Source organism: Belnapia sp. AC561 (assembly GCF_979252845.1).
Genome location: NZ_CEEDBP010000065.1, coordinates 1 through 15,987, shown reverse-complemented (window position 1 = coordinate 15,987; position 15,987 = coordinate 1). Strand labels below are relative to the sequence as shown.

19 protein-coding genes and 1 tRNA gene are annotated in these 15,987 nt (G+C 73.1%); 9 read left to right on the top strand and 11 right to left on the bottom strand.

The features are described 5' to 3' along the window. Positions 1–248 precede the first annotated feature (248 nt). Positions 249–1,025 (bottom strand): hypothetical protein, encoded by a 777-nt coding sequence (locus tag AC0IW9_RS28995; RefSeq protein ID WP_471651782.1) that lies wholly within the window; start codon positions 1,023–1,025, stop codon positions 249–251. A gap of 80 nt (positions 1,026–1,105) precedes the next feature. On the opposite strand from AC0IW9_RS28995, the gene AC0IW9_RS28990 reads away from it, so the two are divergent. Next, positions 1,106–1,771: a cytochrome b/b6 domain-containing protein gene (locus tag AC0IW9_RS28990; protein WP_471651781.1), complete on the top strand. Its 666-nt coding sequence runs from the start codon at positions 1,106–1,108 to the stop codon at positions 1,769–1,771. Between the two features lie 48 nt (positions 1,772–1,819). Here the strand turns inward: AC0IW9_RS28990 and AC0IW9_RS28985 are convergent, their stop codons facing one another. Beyond that, positions 1,820–2,248: a cytochrome c gene (locus AC0IW9_RS28985; RefSeq protein ID WP_471651780.1), complete on the bottom strand. Its 429-nt coding sequence runs from the start codon at positions 2,246–2,248 to the stop codon at positions 1,820–1,822. Between the two features lie 125 nt (positions 2,249–2,373). Between AC0IW9_RS28985 and AC0IW9_RS28980 the strand changes: the two genes are divergently transcribed. Both AC0IW9_RS28980 and AC0IW9_RS28975 read left to right on the top strand, forming a co-directional pair. After that, positions 2,374–2,958 carry an LOG family protein gene (locus tag AC0IW9_RS28980; protein ID WP_471651779.1) on the top strand — a complete coding sequence of 195 codons (585 nt, stop codon included), beginning with the start codon at positions 2,374–2,376 and terminating at the stop codon, positions 2,956–2,958. A gap of 96 nt (positions 2,959–3,054) precedes the next feature. Continuing rightward, positions 3,055–3,131 (top strand) — tRNA-Pro (locus tag AC0IW9_RS28975). Positions 3,132–3,194: 63 nt separating this feature from the next. On the opposite strand, the gene AC0IW9_RS28970 is transcribed toward AC0IW9_RS28975, so the two are convergent. Together AC0IW9_RS28970 and AC0IW9_RS28965 are read right to left on the bottom strand one after the other, a co-directional pair. Further along, positions 3,195–4,043 (bottom strand): prephenate dehydratase, encoded by an 849-nt coding sequence (locus tag AC0IW9_RS28970; protein ID WP_471651778.1) that lies wholly within the window; start codon positions 4,041–4,043, stop codon positions 3,195–3,197. Positions 4,044–4,118: 75 nt separating this feature from the next. Next, positions 4,119–4,310 (bottom strand): DUF2842 domain-containing protein, encoded by a 192-nt coding sequence (locus tag AC0IW9_RS28965; protein ID WP_471651777.1) that lies wholly within the window; start codon positions 4,308–4,310, stop codon positions 4,119–4,121. Between the two features lie 205 nt (positions 4,311–4,515). On the opposite strand from AC0IW9_RS28965, the gene AC0IW9_RS28960 reads away from it, so the two are divergent. Together AC0IW9_RS28960 and AC0IW9_RS28955 are read left to right on the top strand one after the other, a co-directional pair. Beyond that, entirely contained in the window at positions 4,516–5,031 is a 516-nt protein-coding gene (locus AC0IW9_RS28960) for an adenine phosphoribosyltransferase (protein ID WP_471651783.1), read from the top strand. An 88-nt stretch (positions 5,032–5,119) separates the two neighbouring features. Then, positions 5,120–6,121, top strand: coding sequence for a hypothetical protein (locus tag AC0IW9_RS28955; RefSeq protein WP_471651776.1), 1,002 nt, complete (start codon positions 5,120–5,122; stop codon positions 6,119–6,121). A 3-nt stretch (positions 6,122–6,124) separates the two neighbouring features. Here the strand turns inward: AC0IW9_RS28955 and AC0IW9_RS28950 are convergent, their stop codons facing one another. Together AC0IW9_RS28950 and AC0IW9_RS28945 are read right to left on the bottom strand one after the other, a co-directional pair. Then, positions 6,125–7,624, bottom strand: coding sequence for a sigma-54-dependent transcriptional regulator (locus AC0IW9_RS28950; protein ID WP_471651775.1), 1,500 nt, complete (start codon positions 7,622–7,624; stop codon positions 6,125–6,127). Then, the gene (locus tag AC0IW9_RS28945) at positions 7,621–7,965 is read right to left on the bottom strand and encodes an Hpt domain-containing protein (RefSeq protein ID WP_471651774.1); all 345 of its coding nucleotides are present in this window, start codon (positions 7,963–7,965) and stop codon (positions 7,621–7,623) included. The genes AC0IW9_RS28950 and AC0IW9_RS28945 overlap by 4 nt, the downstream gene beginning before the upstream one ends. Positions 7,966–8,367: 402 nt before the next feature. Here AC0IW9_RS28945 and AC0IW9_RS28940 point away from each other — a divergent pair, with 402 nt between their 5' ends. Then, the gene (locus AC0IW9_RS28940; RefSeq protein WP_471651773.1) at positions 8,368–8,682 is read left to right on the top strand and encodes a hypothetical protein; all 315 of its coding nucleotides are present in this window, start codon (positions 8,368–8,370) and stop codon (positions 8,680–8,682) included. Positions 8,683–8,688: 6 nt separating this feature from the next. Here the strand turns inward: AC0IW9_RS28940 and AC0IW9_RS28935 are convergent, their stop codons facing one another. After that, complete coding sequence (locus AC0IW9_RS28935) at positions 8,689–10,314, bottom strand: GMC family oxidoreductase (protein WP_471651772.1); 1,626 nt, start codon at positions 10,312–10,314, stop codon at positions 8,689–8,691. After that, positions 10,311–11,231, bottom strand: a complete 921-nt coding sequence (locus AC0IW9_RS28930; protein ID WP_471651771.1) for a LysR family transcriptional regulator — start codon at positions 11,229–11,231, stop codon at positions 10,311–10,313. Before AC0IW9_RS28930 ends, AC0IW9_RS28935 begins: the two co-directional genes overlap by 4 nt. Positions 11,232–11,358: 127 nt before the next feature. Here AC0IW9_RS28930 and AC0IW9_RS28925 point away from each other — a divergent pair, with 127 nt between their 5' ends. After that, positions 11,359–11,790: a DoxX family protein gene (locus AC0IW9_RS28925; protein ID WP_471651770.1), complete on the top strand. Its 432-nt coding sequence runs from the start codon at positions 11,359–11,361 to the stop codon at positions 11,788–11,790. A gap of 4 nt (positions 11,791–11,794) precedes the next feature. Here the strand turns inward: AC0IW9_RS28925 and AC0IW9_RS28920 are convergent, their stop codons facing one another. Continuing rightward, on the bottom strand, positions 11,795–12,331 hold the full coding sequence (locus AC0IW9_RS28920; protein ID WP_471651769.1) for a GNAT family N-acetyltransferase: 537 nt from the start codon (positions 12,329–12,331) through the stop codon (positions 11,795–11,797). 85 nt (positions 12,332–12,416) lie between these two features. On the opposite strand from AC0IW9_RS28920, the gene AC0IW9_RS28915 reads away from it, so the two are divergent. Together AC0IW9_RS28915 and AC0IW9_RS28910 are read left to right on the top strand one after the other, a co-directional pair. Beyond that, positions 12,417–13,607 carry an MFS transporter gene (locus AC0IW9_RS28915; protein ID WP_471651768.1) on the top strand — a complete coding sequence of 397 codons (1,191 nt, stop codon included), beginning with the start codon at positions 12,417–12,419 and terminating at the stop codon, positions 13,605–13,607. Continuing rightward, positions 13,604–14,179: a nucleotidyltransferase family protein gene (locus AC0IW9_RS28910; RefSeq protein WP_471651767.1), complete on the top strand. Its 576-nt coding sequence runs from the start codon at positions 13,604–13,606 to the stop codon at positions 14,177–14,179. The genes AC0IW9_RS28915 and AC0IW9_RS28910 overlap by 4 nt, the downstream gene beginning before the upstream one ends. Here the strand turns inward: AC0IW9_RS28910 and AC0IW9_RS28905 are convergent. Together AC0IW9_RS28905 and AC0IW9_RS28900 are read right to left on the bottom strand one after the other, a co-directional pair. After that, entirely contained in the window at positions 14,160–15,224 is a 1,065-nt protein-coding gene (locus AC0IW9_RS28905; RefSeq protein WP_471651766.1) for a trypsin-like peptidase domain-containing protein, read from the bottom strand. The two genes, AC0IW9_RS28910 and AC0IW9_RS28905, sit on opposite strands and share 20 nt — an antisense overlap. Positions 15,225–15,257: 33 nt before the next feature. Then, positions 15,258–15,987, bottom strand: a 730-nt coding sequence (locus tag AC0IW9_RS28900; RefSeq protein ID WP_471651765.1) for a hypothetical protein, incomplete at its 5' end; no start/stop codon positions are given.

Genomic DNA, 15,987 nt, shown 5'->3' with positions numbered 1-15,987 from the left:
GACCGCCCCTCGCGCCGGAAGGGCACCAGCCCGGCATGGCGCAGCTGGGTCAGCTGGCAGGCAAGCGTGGCGGCGGGCAGGCGCGGCGCGGGCGGGGCATCCGCCAGCCATAGCCAGGCGGTCCCGGCGGCCGCGACGGCAACCAGCCCGATCAGGCCGAGGCCTTTCATTCCGCCACCACGCAGCATCGGCGCATGCGTCACCACCCAGTAACTTTTTTGTACTATACGGCAAGTTTTGCCGCGTGATCAGTGGCCGCGCTGCATCAGCCAAACGAAAATCAGCGGCAGGCCGCCGGCGATGGCCCAGCCCAGCGGCTCCCCCCAGCGGCCACCGATCCGGGCTCCGAGCGCGGGGCCGAGCCAGAGGGCGGCGAAGGGCGCGGCGGCGACCAGCCAATCGGTGCTGGCCCCACGCGCCAGCACCGGGCCGGCGGCCAGCGCGGCGAGGCCGATGGCCATGGGCAGGGCGGGGCCGAGGCTCCAGCCGCCGCCCGGCAGCGCCGCCAGGGCGACGGCGGCGGCGACCAGGGCCAGCGGCAGCCAGGGCCCGGGCGGGCCGAAGCCCCAGAGGCCGAGGGCGAGCAGCGCCGCGGCGGCGGCGGCCGGGACCGGGCCGCGCAGGGGCAGCAGCGCGGCGCCGCCCAGGGTGGCCAGGGCCAGCAGCGCCAGGCTGGCGCGGCGCAGGTCCGCCTGCGTCAGCGGCCCGCCCGCCAGCCACCAGGCGGCGCCGAACAGGCCGAGCAGCGCCAGCGGCACGCCGACCCAGCCTCGCCGCCCGGCCAGGACCAGGATGAGGCCGAGCAGGCTGCCGCCCAGGGCCAGGGCGGGCAGGCGTTCCGGCAATTGGCGCGGCGAGCCGAGGAGCAGGCCAAGGGTCAGCGCCCAGCCGAGCAGCAGGCCGAGGCCGGCGCCGAGCCCGGCCAGATCCGGCCGGCGCAGCGCCCGGAACAACCCGGACCAGGCCAGGGCCAGCAGCAGGCCGGCGGCGAGGCCGCGCCAGGGCAATAGGTCAGCAAGGCTCATGCGGCAGCATATCCCCGGGCTGCATCCACCGGGCACGGTTGGTAGGATGGCCGGCGATACGAATCGAGCGGGGCGGGCGGATGAGCGACGAGCCGATGCGGCGGATGACGGTATGGGACGGCTGGATCAGGCTGGTGCATTGGTCGGTCGTGGTCCTGCTGGGCGTATCCTATGCCAGCATCCAGGCGGGCTGGATGAAGACGCATTATGCCTCGGGCTATGCGGTGCTGGCGCTGGTGCTGTTCCGGCTCGCCTGGGGGCTGGTGGGGTCGGATACCGCGCGCTTCGGCCGCTTCCTGAAATCCCCCGTCGCGGCGCTGTCGCATCTGCGGCACCTGCCGCGGCGGGAGCCGGACCGGGAGATCGGCCATAATGCCGCCGGCGGCTGGATGGTGCTGGTGCTGCTGGCGCTGCTGCTGGCGCAGCCGGTGACCGGGCTTTTCGCCGATACCGGCTATGGCGACTACGGGCCGCTGGCCAAGGCCGTCACGTCCGAGACGAGCGACTGGCTGACCGGGCTGCACCATCGGAATTTCAACCTGATCCTGGTGGCCGTCGGGCTGCATGTGCTGGCGGTGGTGGCCTATGCGGTCCTGAAGGGCCACGACCTGGTGCGGCCGATGGTGACCGGGCGGAAGACGCTGCCGGCCGCGACGCCGGCGCCACGGCTGGGGTCCCCGGCACTGGCCACGGCGCTGCTCGGCGTGGCGGCGCTGGTGGTCTTCGGGCTCAGCCGGCTGGGCTGAACGACCGGCACCACGGGGTGCCCCCTTTGCGGTGCCGGCCGGCCTGCATCAGCGGGCGCGGTAGGTACGGTGGCAGGCGCCGCAGAATTGCGGGCCGGTCGCCTGGTAGGCGGTGGCGAAGGCGGCGGCATCGCCCGAGGCGGCCGCGGCCTTCAGCACGTCGAGCTGGCCGAGCATGCGGGTATTGGCGGCCTCGAAGCCGGCGCGCTCGGTCCAGACGGTGGGCAGGGCCTTGGTATCGCCGGTGTTGGAGCCTTCGGGGAAGCGGCTCGGCATGGAACGGAACCAGGCGATCATGTCATCGACGCGCGGCACCAGGGCGGTGACGTCGCCACGGGATTCGGCCACCGGCTTGAAGGCGTCCATATGGCCGCCCATCCGCTTGAGTCCGGCCCGACGCTCGGCGATGACGTCGCCCTGCGCGAAGGCCGTGCCCGCGAGGGCGGCCATGCCGAGTGCCGCAATCCAAATCCGCATCTTCATACGCAGGTCCTTGCCTGTAGGTTGTGGGTGCGACCATGCCATGGCTCGGCCTTTCCATGCCAAGCCAAAGCCTGAGAGGCTGCTGGCGCGTTGCAGGAAAGGCATTCCGGAGTATTACCATGCCTGAACCAATCCGATCCGTCGCCGTCTTCTGCGGCAGCCGCCACGGCACTAACCCGGCCCATGCCGCCGCCGCCCAGGCCATGGGCAAAGCCCTGGCCGAGGCTGGGATGACCCTGGTCTATGGTGGTGGCGGCGTCGGGCTGATGGGGGTGGTGGCGGAGGCGGCGATCGCCGCCGGCGGCCGCGTGCACGGGGTGATCCCGGAATTCCTGACCCGAATCGAGCGCATCTACCCGGCTGTCGCGGAGCTTGAGGTGACCGACAGCATGCATAGCCGGAAGACCCGGATGTTCGAGCTGGCGGATGCCTTCATCGCCATCCCCGGCGGGCTCGGCACGATCGACGAGCTGGTGGAGATCGTCACCTGGCGCCAGCTCGGCCTGCACGACAAGCCGGTGCTGGTGCTGGACGAGGCGGGCTGGGCGCAGCCCTTCGTCGCCCTGGTCGAGGCGCTGATCGCCGGCGGCTTCGTCGCGCCGGAAGGCCGCGGGTTGTTCACGGTGGTGCCGGACGTGGCGGCGGCGATGGCGCTGCTGCAGCGGACCGAGGCCGGGGATGCCGGGGCGCCCAGCCGTTTGTGAGATGCATCGGGACCCCCTTGCCCATCCCGGGCTTGGGGGTTATATCGCCGCCTCCCGCGCGGTGGCCTTGCCGCCACGCGGCGGTGGCCCGACCGACGGAGCGTAGCTCAGCCTGGTAGAGCACTGTGTTCGGGACGCAGGGGCCGGAGGTTCGAATCCTCTCGCTCCGACCAAGTCAGGCACCGGAAACCCCCGCAGGACGCTGTCCTGCGGGGGTTTCGCTTTTTCGGCCCCTGCTACTGGCCGTGGTTCAGCCGCCGGTAGGGATGCGCCGGATAGGTGCCGAGGACCTTCATCTCGCGCGAGAAATACGCCAGCTCCTCCAGCGCGCGCCGCACGCCGGGTTCCTCCGGGTGGCCGTCGACATCGGCCAGGAATTGCGTGGCGGTGAACTCGCCATCCACCATGTAGCTCTCGAGCTTGCTCATGTTCACGCCATTGGTGGCGAAGCCGCCGAGCGCCTTGTAGAGCGCGGCGGGGATGTTCCTGACGCGGAAGATGAAGGTGGTGACGCAATCCGCGGTGCCGGGCGACGGGGCCTCCGGCGCGCCGGCGCAGACGTAGAAGCGGGTGGTGTTGTGCGCCGCGTCCTCGACGTTGCGGCGCAGGATCTCGAGGCCGTAGATCTCGGCGGCGAGCGCGCTGGCGATGGCCGCGTCCTCCACGCCGCCGCGGGTGGCGATGATCTCGGCGGCGCCGGCGGTATCCGCCTCGATCACCGGGACCAGCGACAGCTCGCGCAGGATGTTGCGGACCTGGCCGAGCGCGACGGGGTGGCTATGGGCGCGCTTCAGGCTGGCGAGGGTGGCGCCCTTCGGGGCCAGCAGGCAGTGCTCGACCCGCTCGAAATGCTCGCCCACCACCGAAAGGCCGGAATCGGGCAGCAGGCGATGGATGTCGGGCACCCGGCCGGCCAGGGAATTCTCGCAGGGCAGCATGGCGAGCCCGGCCTGGCCGCCGCGCACCGCATCCATGGCGGCCTCGAAGCTGGCGCAAGGCAGGGTGGTCCAGCCGGGATAGGCGGCCCGGCACGCCAGGTCGGAATAAGCGCCGAGGAGGCCCTGGAAGGCGATGATCTGGGACATGCGGGGGCCTTGCGGATGCTGCGTTGGCGGCGGTTCTAGAGCCTTCCCGCGCCGCCGGGAAATGGCCGGGGGCGCCTAGCGCTGGCCGGCGCCCCAGAACATCAGCCATCTGGCCGGGAAGGCCCAGACGATGCCGGCCACCAGGAAGAAGACCACCTGCAGCGCCCAGTGCTGGGTGACGACATGGTCCGCCAGCGCCACGACGAGGGCGACATAGGCGGCGAAACCGAACAGGCCGACCAATACGGCGATGGCGATGCGGGACATCTGTCGCACATGGCGTAAGGCGGGCGCCGCGCCAAGCCCCGAAGCGGCCGCCGGCCCCGTTGCGCGGCCCCGTTGCGTGGCCCCGTTGCGTGGCCCTGGCCCCCGGTGCTTAGTGTCGCCGAAACCGGTCCCGCTTCAAGCCGCCCCCCTTTTTCCGCCCGGCCCCTCCGAAAGATCCGCCATGCCCGACGCTGCCAGCCCCGACATCGACCTGCGCGACCATATCCGCGGCATCCCGGATTTCCCCAAGCCGGGCATCCTGTTCTACGACATCTCCACCCTGCTGCGGCACGGGCCCGCCTGGCATGCGGCGATGGCGCGGATGGCGGCGCTGGTGCGTCCCTACAAGCCGGATGTGCTGGCCGGGATCGAGAGCCGCGGCTTCCTGGTCGCCGCCCCGCTGGCGCTGGAGCTGGGGCTCGGCTTCGTCATGCTGCGCAAGCCGCGCAAGCTGCCGGGGCCGACGATCGGGCTGGACTATGCGCTGGAATACGGCACCGACCGGATCGAGATGCAGGCCGATGCGGTGCGGCCGGGCCAGCGGGTGGTGCTGCTGGACGACCTGCTGGCGACCGGCGGGACCATGGCCGCCGGGATCGGGCTGCTGCGCCAGGCCGGTGCCGAGGTGCCGGCGGTCGCGGCGCTGATCGAGCTGACCTTCCTCAACGGCCGCAAGCGCCTGGACGTGCCTTGCGAGACGCTGCTGCGCTACGACGACTAGCGCCATGCCCCCCTTCCCTGTGCAAGACGTCACGCCCCTGCTGCCGCGGGAGGGGCATGAGGGACATGGCAGCGGCAGGGAGGCGGCGATGAGGCAAGGCCCGGCATCGACCCGGAGGGGCCTGCTGGGTGCCGCCGGCATGGTCGCCCTGGCGGTCACGCGCCCAGCGCGGGCGCTGCTGCCCGCCGCGGCGACGCTGCTGGTGCCGGGGCCGGAGGATGGGCCGATGGCGCATTGGGCCTCCCGCCTCGCCGCGGCGCTGGCCCGGGGCAGCACCACGGCCGTGATGCTGCAGCAGAGCGTGCTCGGCGGGCCGGATGGGGTGACGGCGGCCAATCGCTTCGCCACCGCCGCGGCGCCGGATGGGCGGATGCTGCTGGTGCTGCCGGGGGCCGCGGCCCAGGCACGGCTGGTCGGCGACCAGCGGGCGCGGTTCGAGGGGGCCGGCTGGCTGCCGGTCTGTGCCGCGCAGGGGCCGGCCGTGGTGGCGGGGCGGACGAGCCTGGCGGCGGCGATGCAGGCGCCGGTCCGCCTCGGCTGCCTGGCGCCGGACCAGGCGGCGGCGGTGGCGCTGCTGGGATGCGACCTGCTCGGGCTGCCGGCGACGCCGGTGCTGGGGCTGGCCGGGACCCGGGCCGAGGCGGCGCTGGCGCAGGGCGCGGTGGAGGCGGTGGTGCTGCAGGGCGCCGATGTGCCGGCCCGGCTGGCGGCGCTGGGGGCGAAGCCCTGGTTCACCCTGGATGGGCCGGGGCCGCGCGATGCCGCCCTGCCGGAGGTCCCGACCCTGGCGGAGCTGGCGTCGGGGGGCGATGCGGCGCTGCGGGCGGCCTTCGTCGCCGGCGCGGCGAATGCCCGGCTGATCGGCGCGCTGCTGCTGCCGGCGCTGACCCCGGCGGATGTGGTGGCGCTATGGCGCGCGGCGGCCTTCCGCTGGCTGGAGGAGGAGGCGCGCAACGGGCTGCCGGCAGGCGTTCGGATCAGCGCGGGGACGGAGCTGGCGCCGGTGCTGAGTCCGCTGGCACCCTCGCCGGAAGCGGTGCTGGCCTATCGGGAATGGCTGCTGCGGCGGCTGCGCTGGAAGCCGGAGTGAGGCTCAGGCGCTGGCGCGCTTGCCGGCGCGCCAGCCTTGCAGCTTGCGGTAGATGGTCGAGGGATTGATCTCCAGTAGCGAGGCGGCGCGGGGCACGTCCTGGCTGGTATGCTCGAGCGCGGCCATGATCAGCCGGCGCTCCATCTCGGCCAGCGGCACGATCTCGATGACGGCGGGCGGCTCGGGCGGCGGCTCGGGCGGCAGACGCAGGGCGGCCGGCTCGGGCGGTGGATCGAAGCGCGGCTCCGGCGGCATGGGCTCGGCGGCCGGCGGGGACGCGGGGGTCGATGCGGAGCGGGGGCCGGCGCGCAGCAGGGTGGCGGGCAGCATGGCCGGCTCCACCCTGTCGCCGTCATGCAGCACCACGACGTTGCGGACCACGTTCTGCAACTGCCGGACATTGCCGGGCCAGGGATAGGCGAGGATGGCGCGCTCGGCCTCCGGCGTGAAGCTGCGGAAGCGCTTGCGTTCCTCCCTGGCGAATTGGGTGAGGAAGGACCGGGCGACGAGCAGCACGTCCTGGCCGCGGGCGCGCAGCGGCGGCAGCTCGATCGGCACGACGTAGAGGCGGTAGTAGAGGTCCTCGCGGAATCGGCCGGCCTCGACCTCGGCCAGCGGGTCGCGGTTGGTGGCGCAGACGAAGCGGACATCGACCTTTTCGGCGCGGCTGCCGCCGACCGCCTGGAAGCTGCCGGTCTGGACGAAGCGCAGCAGCTTCACCTGCGCCTCAAGCGGCATCTCGCCGATCTCGTCGAGAAAGAGCGTGCCGCCATCGGCGGATTTCGCGGCGCCGAGCCGGGTGTCGGTCGCGCCGGTGAAGGCGCCCTTCACATGGCCGAAGATCTCGCTCTCGATCAGGTCGCGCGGGATGGCGCCGCAGTTGAGCGCGATGAAGGGCTTGCCCGCCCTTGGGCTGGCCTTGTGGACGGCCTCGGCCGCGAGTTCCTTGCCGGTGCCGCTCTCGCCGGTGATGAAGATATTGGCGCGGCTGGCGGCGACGCTCTCGATGGTGCGGTAGACCGCCTGCATGGCCGGCGAGCCGCCGATGAAGCCGATGAAGGATTGGCGGGAGGAGGCGGCCCTCACCTCCTGCAGCTCGGTCTCCAGCGCGCGCTTCTCGATGACGAGGGTGCGCTTCTCCATGGCGTTCTGGAGGGTGAAGACCAGCTTCGCCTTCGGATAGGGCTTCGGCAGGAAGTCGGTGGCGCCGGCCCGCATCACCTCGACCGCGGTATTCATCGAGGCATTGGCGGTGATGACGATGATCGCCGTCTCCGAGCCCTCCCCGCGCAGGGTCTTCAGCACCTCAAGGCCGGAGAAATCGGGCAATTCGAGGTCGAGCAGGATGGCGTCGGGGTCCCAGGACCGGGCCATCGCCAGGGCCTCGGTGGCGGTCTCGACGGTGCGGATCTCGTGCCCCAGGTCGCGCAGATGGGCCTTGGCAACCTCGGCCTGGGTGGGCGTGTCCTCGACCAGCAGGACTCGCCCGGTGACGCTGCTCACGGCCCCCCGAACCGGGTGGCGAGGGCGGCCAGTTCCCGGACCGCGGCGATGGCCCGGTCGCGGATCACCGGCACCACCACGGCGGGCGGATGCGGGGATCGCGGGTCCATGGCGACGCGGGCCGCTTCCTCGAGCGGGAGGGCGCCGACCGCGGCGGCGGCGCCGGCCAGGCTATGGGCGGCGCGCTGGTAGCCATCCCAATTGCCGGCCACGGCCGCGGCTTCGAGCTGCACCGCCAGTCGGCCGAGATCGGTTTCGAAGGTTTCGATGATTCGCCGGAAATCGGCTGGCGGCAGATCCTGCGCCAGTTGTTCGGCGATGCTGGGGTCCAATGCGCTCACGCGATCATGCGTCGCATTTTGCAGAAGTTGCGTCAATCTCCGGTTGGATGACAGCCGACGCTGCGTCAATTCTGTAACCGGGTGTATGCGACGTGAGATTTTCGCGCATAGATTGCAGGGCCTGGAAGGCCGTGCCGTGAGGACGGAGATTCCCATGGCAGGCGACGGCCCTGGCAGCGGCGCATGTCGTTTCGATGTCGTCTTAGCGCCGCCTTGCCCTGAAGGCGAGGGGAATTGCCCAGCAGGCGGCCAGCCCGCGAGGTTGGGCCGGGACCATTGCAACCCGCAATGCCTTTCGCGGAACGCATCGCAAAATGCAGACAATCCGGGGCAAGGCTCTGGCACGCCGCATGCCCTTGCCCCCTTGCGGCCGCCGGGATGGCGCCGCGACAGGAGGATCGGATGCGCTGGGCCCTTCCCTTCATCGCGGGGGTGATCACCCTCGGGCTCAGCCTGGTCGGGGCACCGCCGGTTTCGGGCCAGGGTGTCAGGCCGATGCGGCAGGAGGCGATGCCGTTCGCCTGCGGCCTGGCGCCGCCCGCGGCCTCGGGGCTGGCGGCGATGCGGCAGGCGGCGGCGGGGGCACGCTGGGAGCCGGCCCTGCTCTGGAGCGGCCTGGTGCTGGGGACACCGGACAATCCGCTGACCGCCGCCTGGCGGGGCTTCGTCGATGCCGGCAAGCGGCGGCCGGCGTCCCTGGCGGGCCGGTCCTGCTGAGGAAGCCTATCCCGCGCGGATCAGCGCGGCGGCCTTCTCCGCCACGCTCAGCACCGTCGCGTTGATGTTGCAGACCGGGATATCCGGGAAGACCGAGGCATCCACCACCCGGAGCCCGGCGATGCCGCGCAGCCGGAGCTGGGCATCGAGCGGCGCGGTCGGGTCGCCGCCCATCCGGACCGTGCCGCAGGGGTGATAGACCGTGCCGCCGGTCTCCCGGGCGAAGTCCAGCAGGGCGGCGTCATCGGCCGCGGCCGGACCGGGGCGGGATTCCCCGGCGACGATCCCGGCCAGCGGCGCCGCCGCCATCCAGTCCCGCGCCAGCCTGATGCCGCGGAGCGCACAGGCGCGGTCGTTCTCGGTCGCCAGGAAGCGCGGGGCGATGCGGGGCGCGGCGGCCGGGTCGGGCGAGGCCAGGGTGATGGAGCCGCGGCTTTCCGGCCGGCATTGCCAGACGCCCAGCGTCATGCCGGGCGCGGCCTCCGGCACGCCGATCCGCAGGCCGGCGAAGCGGTGACCGGGGGCGGCGGGTGCCTCCGCCCAGGAGAGCGGGCCGCCGTTGATCTGGATATCGGGGGCTTCCAGGCCGGGCGCGGTCCGGGCGAAGAGGGAGAACATGCCGGGCGACCAGGTGAGGACGCCGTCGCCGCGCAAGGCCCAGCGCATCGCCTCGAAGGGCAGTCGCCAGCCGACGATGCGGCGATTGGCGGACCAGCGATGCGAGGCCAGGCGGAAGCCGAGCCGGATGATGAAATGGTCCTGCAGGTTGGCGCCGATGCCCGGCATGTCCCGCAGCACCGGGATGCCGAGGGCGGCGAGCTCGGCGGCGGGGCCGAGGCCGGACAGCAGGAGCAGTTGCGGGGAGCCGATGGCACCGGCCGAGAGGATCACCTCCCGCCGCGCCGCGATGGTCTGCTCCACGCCGGCGCGGCGGATGGCGACGCCGGTGGCGCGGCCTTCGGTGACGATGATCTTCAGGGCTAGGGACTGGTCGATGACGCGGAGGTTCGGCCGGGCCAGCGCCGGGTGGAGGTAGGCCCTTGCGGCGGAGATCCGGCGGCGCCCGCGCCGGGTCTGCTGGAACGTCGAGAAGCCCTCGCGCTGCGGGCCGTTCATGTCGGCGTTGACCGGCAGGCCGATGGCGCGGGCGGCCTCGGCGAGATGGTCCAGCAGCGGCGGCGTTTCCGCCAGGTGCTCGACCGGCTGCGGCCCGGCGGTGCCGCGCTCCGCCCCACCGGTCGCGAAGCTTTCGTGCTTCTGGAAATAGGGCAGCAGGTCGTCCCAGCCCCAGCCCGTACAGCCCTTCTGCGCCCAGAGATCGTAGTCCGAGGGATGGCCGCGAACATGGCCGAGCCCGTTGATCGAGGAGGAGCCGCCCCAGACCCGGCCGCGCGGATAATCCAGCGCCCGGTCGGCGGTGCCGGGGTCCGGCTCGGTGCGGTAGCCCCAGGTCAGCTTGGGATGGCCGAGGATGCGGGCATAGCCGGCGGGGATATGGATATAGGGGTGGCGGTCGCGGCCGCCGGCCTCGATCAGGGCGACGGTGGTGCCCGGATCCTCCGACAGGCGGGCGGCGAGGACGCAGCCGGCGCTGCCGCCGCCGACGATGACGTAGTCATAGGCTTCGGTCATGCGGCAGGCTCCACGTCGCGGGCCACGGCCAGGATCAGGCGGCGGAGCCATGCATGGCCCGGGTCGGCCTCGAAGCGGCGGTGGAACAGCAGGGACAGGCGGGTGTGGCGGAGGGTGACGGGCGGGTCGCGCAGCACCAGCCCATGCGCGGCGGCGAGTTGCACGGCGAGGCGGGAGGAGAGGCTGATGATCATCCCCGTCCGTTGCAGGATTTCCGGCACCGCCGAGAGATGCGCGACCACGGCGCCGAGCCGGCGCGGCTGGCCGAGCGCGGCCAGCGCCACGTCCATCGCCCCGTCGCGCGAGCCATTGGGCGAGTGCAGCAGATGCGGGACGCTGAGGAAGCGCTCCAGCGTCAGCTCGCCCTCGGCCAGCGGATGATCGGCGCGCATCAGGGTGCGGAAGCCTTCCGGCAGCAGCCGCAGCCGGGTGTAGATCGCCGGCGGCTCGGGCAGCACGCCGAGCGCCATGCTGGCGGCATCGGCCTCCAGCAGGGCTTCCCAGTTGGTGCGGTCGGCGTGGCGGATGGCGAGCAGGGCCTGCGGCGCCTCCTGCGTCAGCCGCGCCAGCAGCGGCGGGGCGAGGACGGATTCGGCATATTCGCTGAGGGCGATGGTGAAGACGCGGCGGCTGCTGGCGGGGTCGAAGGGGGCCTGGCTGGCGATGGCCTCGGCGATGCGGTCCAGCGCATCGGCGACCGGCGCGGCGAGGGTGAGCGCCAGGGCGGTGGGTTCGACGCCGCCGGGGCGGCGGAGGAAGAGCTCGTCGCCCAGGGCATGGCGCAGCCGGGCAAGCGCGTTCGAGACGGCGGGCTGGGACAGGTTCAGCCGTTCCGCCGCACGGGTGACGTGGCGTTCGCGGGCGACGGCGTCGAAGACCCGCAGCAGGTTCAGGTCGAGGTTGCCGATATCGGCCATGCCGGTCCCGCATCATTCAGGACGCTGATGATGGACGTTCCGAGCCCGCGTTGGAAGCCGGGGCCTTGGCAGCGCACCTTCCGGCCATCGCGGCACCTGAGCCGCATGGCAAGGAAGGACCACCCCGATGATCGACGAACGGACCACAACGCCCTATGCCGCCGCCCTGCTGCGGATCTCGCAGGGGCTGCTGTTCCTGGCGCATGGCGCCATCCTCAAGCTCGGCACCTTCGGCCTGGCCGGGACCATGGGCTTCTTCGGCAGCCTCGGCTATCCGCCGCTGCTCGGCGCGGTGGTGATCGCGGCGGAGATCCTCGGCGGGCTGGCGCTGCTGGCCGGCGTTGCGGTGCGCTGGGTGAGCCTCGGGCTGCTGCCGATCATGCTCGGCGCACTGCTGCAGCATTCGGGCAATGGCTGGCTGTTCAACGTGCCGGGCGGCGGCTGGGAATTCCCGGCCTTCTGGGCGGCGGCGCTGGTGGTGCAGGCCGGGCTCGGCGCCGGCGCCTGGGCGCTGGATGCGCGCAGGCTGGCCGGCGGGCAGCGGGCGGTTGCGGCCTGAGGCGTCAGGCCGGCGCGGTCGCCGGGCCCTCGCCCAGCGGCCGCGTCATCAGCACGGTGTCCAGCCATTGCCCGTGCTTCCAGCCGACGGCCGGGAGCACGCCGCAATGGGTGAAGCCGCAGGCGGCATGCAGCCCGATCGAGGGCGCGTTGCCGCTGTCGCCGATGACGGCGATCATCAGCCGGAAGCCGGCGGCCTCGCAGTGCTGGATGAGTGCCGGCAGCAGCCGCCGCCCGGCGCCGCGGCGGCCGGCATCGGGCGCGACATAGACCGAGTTCTCGACCGAGAAGCGATAGGCCGGGCGGGCGCGATAGGCGCTGGCATAGGCATAGCCGAGCAGGCGGCCGGCGGCATCCGTGGCGACGAGATAAGGGTAGCCGCCGGCGAGGATCGCGGCGCGGCGCTTCGCCATCTCCGCCTCGTCCGGCGGCTCCAGCTCGAAGCTGGCGCGGCCATGGGTGACCCAGTGGCCATAGATGGCGGCAATGGCGGGGATATCGGCATCGGTGCTGTCGCGCAGCAGGATCGGGTCTTCGGTCATGGGCGGATGGTGCGGTGCAGCGTCCGGCCTGTCCATCGGATGACCTCTTCACCTGTCGGCGGCCGGGCCGCAGGCTGCCGATCGGATGCCGGAGTCGCCCCCTTTGCCCGATGTTGCAGCACCCCGGCATGCGGAATTGCGGGTCGGCCTCGCCGTCTGCGCGGTGGGGCTGGCGACGACCATCCCGCTGCCGCTCTATGGCCAGTACGCCGCGCGCGGGGGCTACGGGGCGGGGGCGCTGGCCATGGCCTTCGCCTGCTACGCGGCGACGGTGATCGTCTCGGCGCCGCTGCTGGGGCCGCTGCCGGACCGGATCGGGCGGAAGCCCTGCGTGCTGCTCGGCGTGGCGCTGGCGATGCTCTCGACCCTGCTGCTGGCGATCTTTCCCAGCATCCCGGCGCTGGCCGTCGCGCGGGTGGCGCAGGGCCTCGGGATGGGCTGCGTCGCCGGCGCCGCGGCGGCCTGGGCGGCGGAGCTGGCCGGCGGTGGGCCGGCCGGTGGGCGCCGGGCGGCGGGGGTGATCGCGCTGGCCACCATCGGCAGCTTCGGGGTGGGCGGCATCCTGACGCTCGGCGCCGTCGCGGCTTGGCCGGGAATGCTGCCGCCGCTGACCTTCGCCGCGCATATCGGCTTCGCCCTGCTGCTGCTGCCGCTGGTGGCGCGGCTGCCGGAGACGCTGGCGATGCCGCAGGCGAGCTGGCTGCGGCTGCCGACATTCCCGCGCGGCACCCTGGCGACGACCTCTGCGATCATTCCCGGCTGGGGCGCGACGGGCATCGTGCTGACCAGCGTGCAATCGGTGCTGGCGCAGCAGGGCCATGCGCTGGTCGGGCCGCTTGCGGCCTGCGGCATGATGCTGGTCGGCGTGCTGGCGCAGCAGGCCTTCAAGCACATGCGGCCGGGGCCCGCCGTACGGCTCGGGCTGGCGGTGCTGGTGCTGGGCTGCGGGCTATGTTTCTGGGGCGCGGCCTGGGGCGGGGGCTTGTGGCCGCTGCTGCTCGGCGGGGCGGTGGTCGGGATCGGCAGCTATGCCTTCGTCTATCCCGGCGGGCTGGCGGCGGTGGCGGAGGCGGCCTCTGGCGGGGACCGGGCGCGAGCCGTCGCCGGGTACTTCGTGGTGGCGCATCTCGGCTTCAGCGCGGTGCCGCTGGTGGTGGGGCTTGCGGTGGATGGGCTGGGCGCGGGCCGCGCCCTGGTGCTGGCCTGGGGGGTTCTGGTGGCCAGCGCGATCTGGCTCGGGCTAGCGGTGCGGAGGGGAGAGGCGCGTTCGCCATGACCGCGGCGGCGAGGCTGCAGCGGATGCTGGCCGAGGATGCGTGGCGCTGGCATCTGCTGGGGCTGGTCCGGTCGCTGCGGTTGCCGGATTGCTGGATCGGCGCGGGCTTCATCCGGTCTGCCGTCTGGGACCGGCTACATGGGCGCGCGGCCACGGTGCCGGCCGGCGATGTCGACGTGCTGTGGTTCGACCCGGCGCGGACGGCGCCGGCGGAGGATACGGCGATCGAGGCGGCGCTGTGCGGGATGGCCCCGGAGGTGGTCTGGTCGGTGAAGAACCAGGCGCGGATGCATCGGCGCAACGGCGATGCGCCCTATGGCTCGGCCTGCGATGCCATGCGGCACTGGCCGGAAACCGCGACCGCCGTGGCGGCCCGGCGCACCGCGGCGGATGGCTGCGATATTGCCTCGCCTTATGGGCTGGAGGATCTGTTCGGCGGCATCCTGCGGCCGACGCCGGGCTTCGCCGGCGACAAGCTGGGCATCGTGCTCGGGCGCATCGCGGAAAAGAGCTGGCTGGAGCGTTGGCCGCGGCTGCGGCCGGTGCCGACGCTTACCGCTCGCAGCGGATGAAGAGCACGCTGCGGTTGGCGATCTCGCCCACGTCGGCGGCGCCGCGTTCCGGGCCGCTGCTGTCGGCGACCTGCGGCGTGAGGCCGGCGCGGCGGACGAATTCCAGCGCCGCCTCCCCCTTCACCGCGAAATTGATGTTCTGCGCCAGGTCGCCGGTGCGCTGGGCGAGGCGCTGGGCATTCAGCTTGGAGACGACGACGCCGACGACATGCGCCTGCATGTCGAGCAGCGGGCCACCGGAGTTGCCGGGCTGGACCTCGGCGCTGATCTGGAACTGGGCGCGGTTGTCGGCCAGGCCGGCGAGGCCGTTGATCTCGCCCCGGGTCAGCTTGGCATCGGAGGAGAGCAGCCCGGCCAGCGGGAAGCCATAGGTGACGACGCCATCGCCGCGGCGCACCGCCGGGCCGCCGCGGAAGGGCAGCGCCGGGCCGGGCAGGCCGGGCACGGCGAGGAGCGCGAGGTCGAGGCCGGTATCGACGCGGGCCGGCGGCACGGCGCCGAGCCAGCGGCCATCGGGCGCGCGCAGGACAATGCGGTCGCAGCCGTTGACGACGTGGTGATTGGTCAGCACCCGGTCCGGCGCGACGAGGAAGCCGGTGCCGGTGGAGACGTTGCGGGCGCCGTTGTTCGGGCGCTGCTGCGGCACGTTGGACGGCGGCGGCGGAACGGCGGCGCTGGCCGGGGCCGGCTTGCCGGAGGGCAGCGGCCGGGCGGCGGCTTCCAGCGCGACCTCGCGGTTGGCGCAGATGTCCTGGTCCTGCAGCATCGCCTCCCGCCCATCGGTGAGGACCAGGCGGAGGTCGAAGCGGCAGCCGGCGGCCTCCGCCGGGTTGATGCGGAAGCCGGCGCCATTGGTCAGCGGCCGGTCGGGCGAGAGCAGGTTGCGGCCCCAGTCGGCGGCCGCGCCGCGCGGGGTGCGGACGGCGTTCAGCTCCTTCGCGTCCGCGCCGGTGCGGTTGGTGACGTGGAAGGGCTGGCCTTGCGCGAAGGCCGTACCGGGGAGGGAAAGCAGGGCGAGGAGCGCAAGGCGGGGAAGGTGCGGCATGACGGGAGTCCTGTCGGGTTTCGTGCCGTTGAGTCAATCAGGCGCATGCTGGCGGGCGGCCTCGGCGAGGATGGCGTGCAGCGCGGCGGTGGGTGCCAGGCCGCGGGCGCCCATCGGCTGCGGCACCGCCTGCCAGCGGCCGGGGAAGGTGGCGTCGAGCTCGGCACGGAGAATGCGGGCGACGCCGAGGCCGATGACCAGCACATGCGCGGGGTGCAGCTTCGGCAGGTCCTCGCCGTGGTGCCGCCAGCCTTCGCGCAGGGCGGCGGCATAGGGCCGGGGTGCGGCGCGGAGGCCGCCCGGGCCGGCGACGGCGGCCAGCGCGGCATCGGTCAGCCAGATCCCCCGCGCCTTCAGCCGGTGCAGCAGCGCGGCCTTGGCCGCCAACCGGGCGCCGAGGTCCGGGATGGCGGCGCGCGTCGGCGGGGGGCTGCCCTCGATGGCGGCGAACAACCGCCAGTACTGGTTGGTGCCGGCATTGGCGACCGGCAGGTCGGGGGCCAGGGCCGGCTCGCCATAGGCCGGGCAATAGATGTGGCGGACGAAGCCGTCCGGGCCGGGCCAGTCGAGGCCGGCGGGCAGGCGGAGGCGGCAGGCGAGTTCGGCGGCGGAGGTGGCCATGTGGCTCTCGGCCAGCAGCAGCAGGCGGACCCGCGGCGGCTTCCAGGCTTGGCGCCAGGCCTCGACGGCCAGCGCCGCGGCGGGGGCATCGCCGGGCAGGACCGGGGTGGGGGTGAAGGCGAACATCGGGGCCAGATGGGGT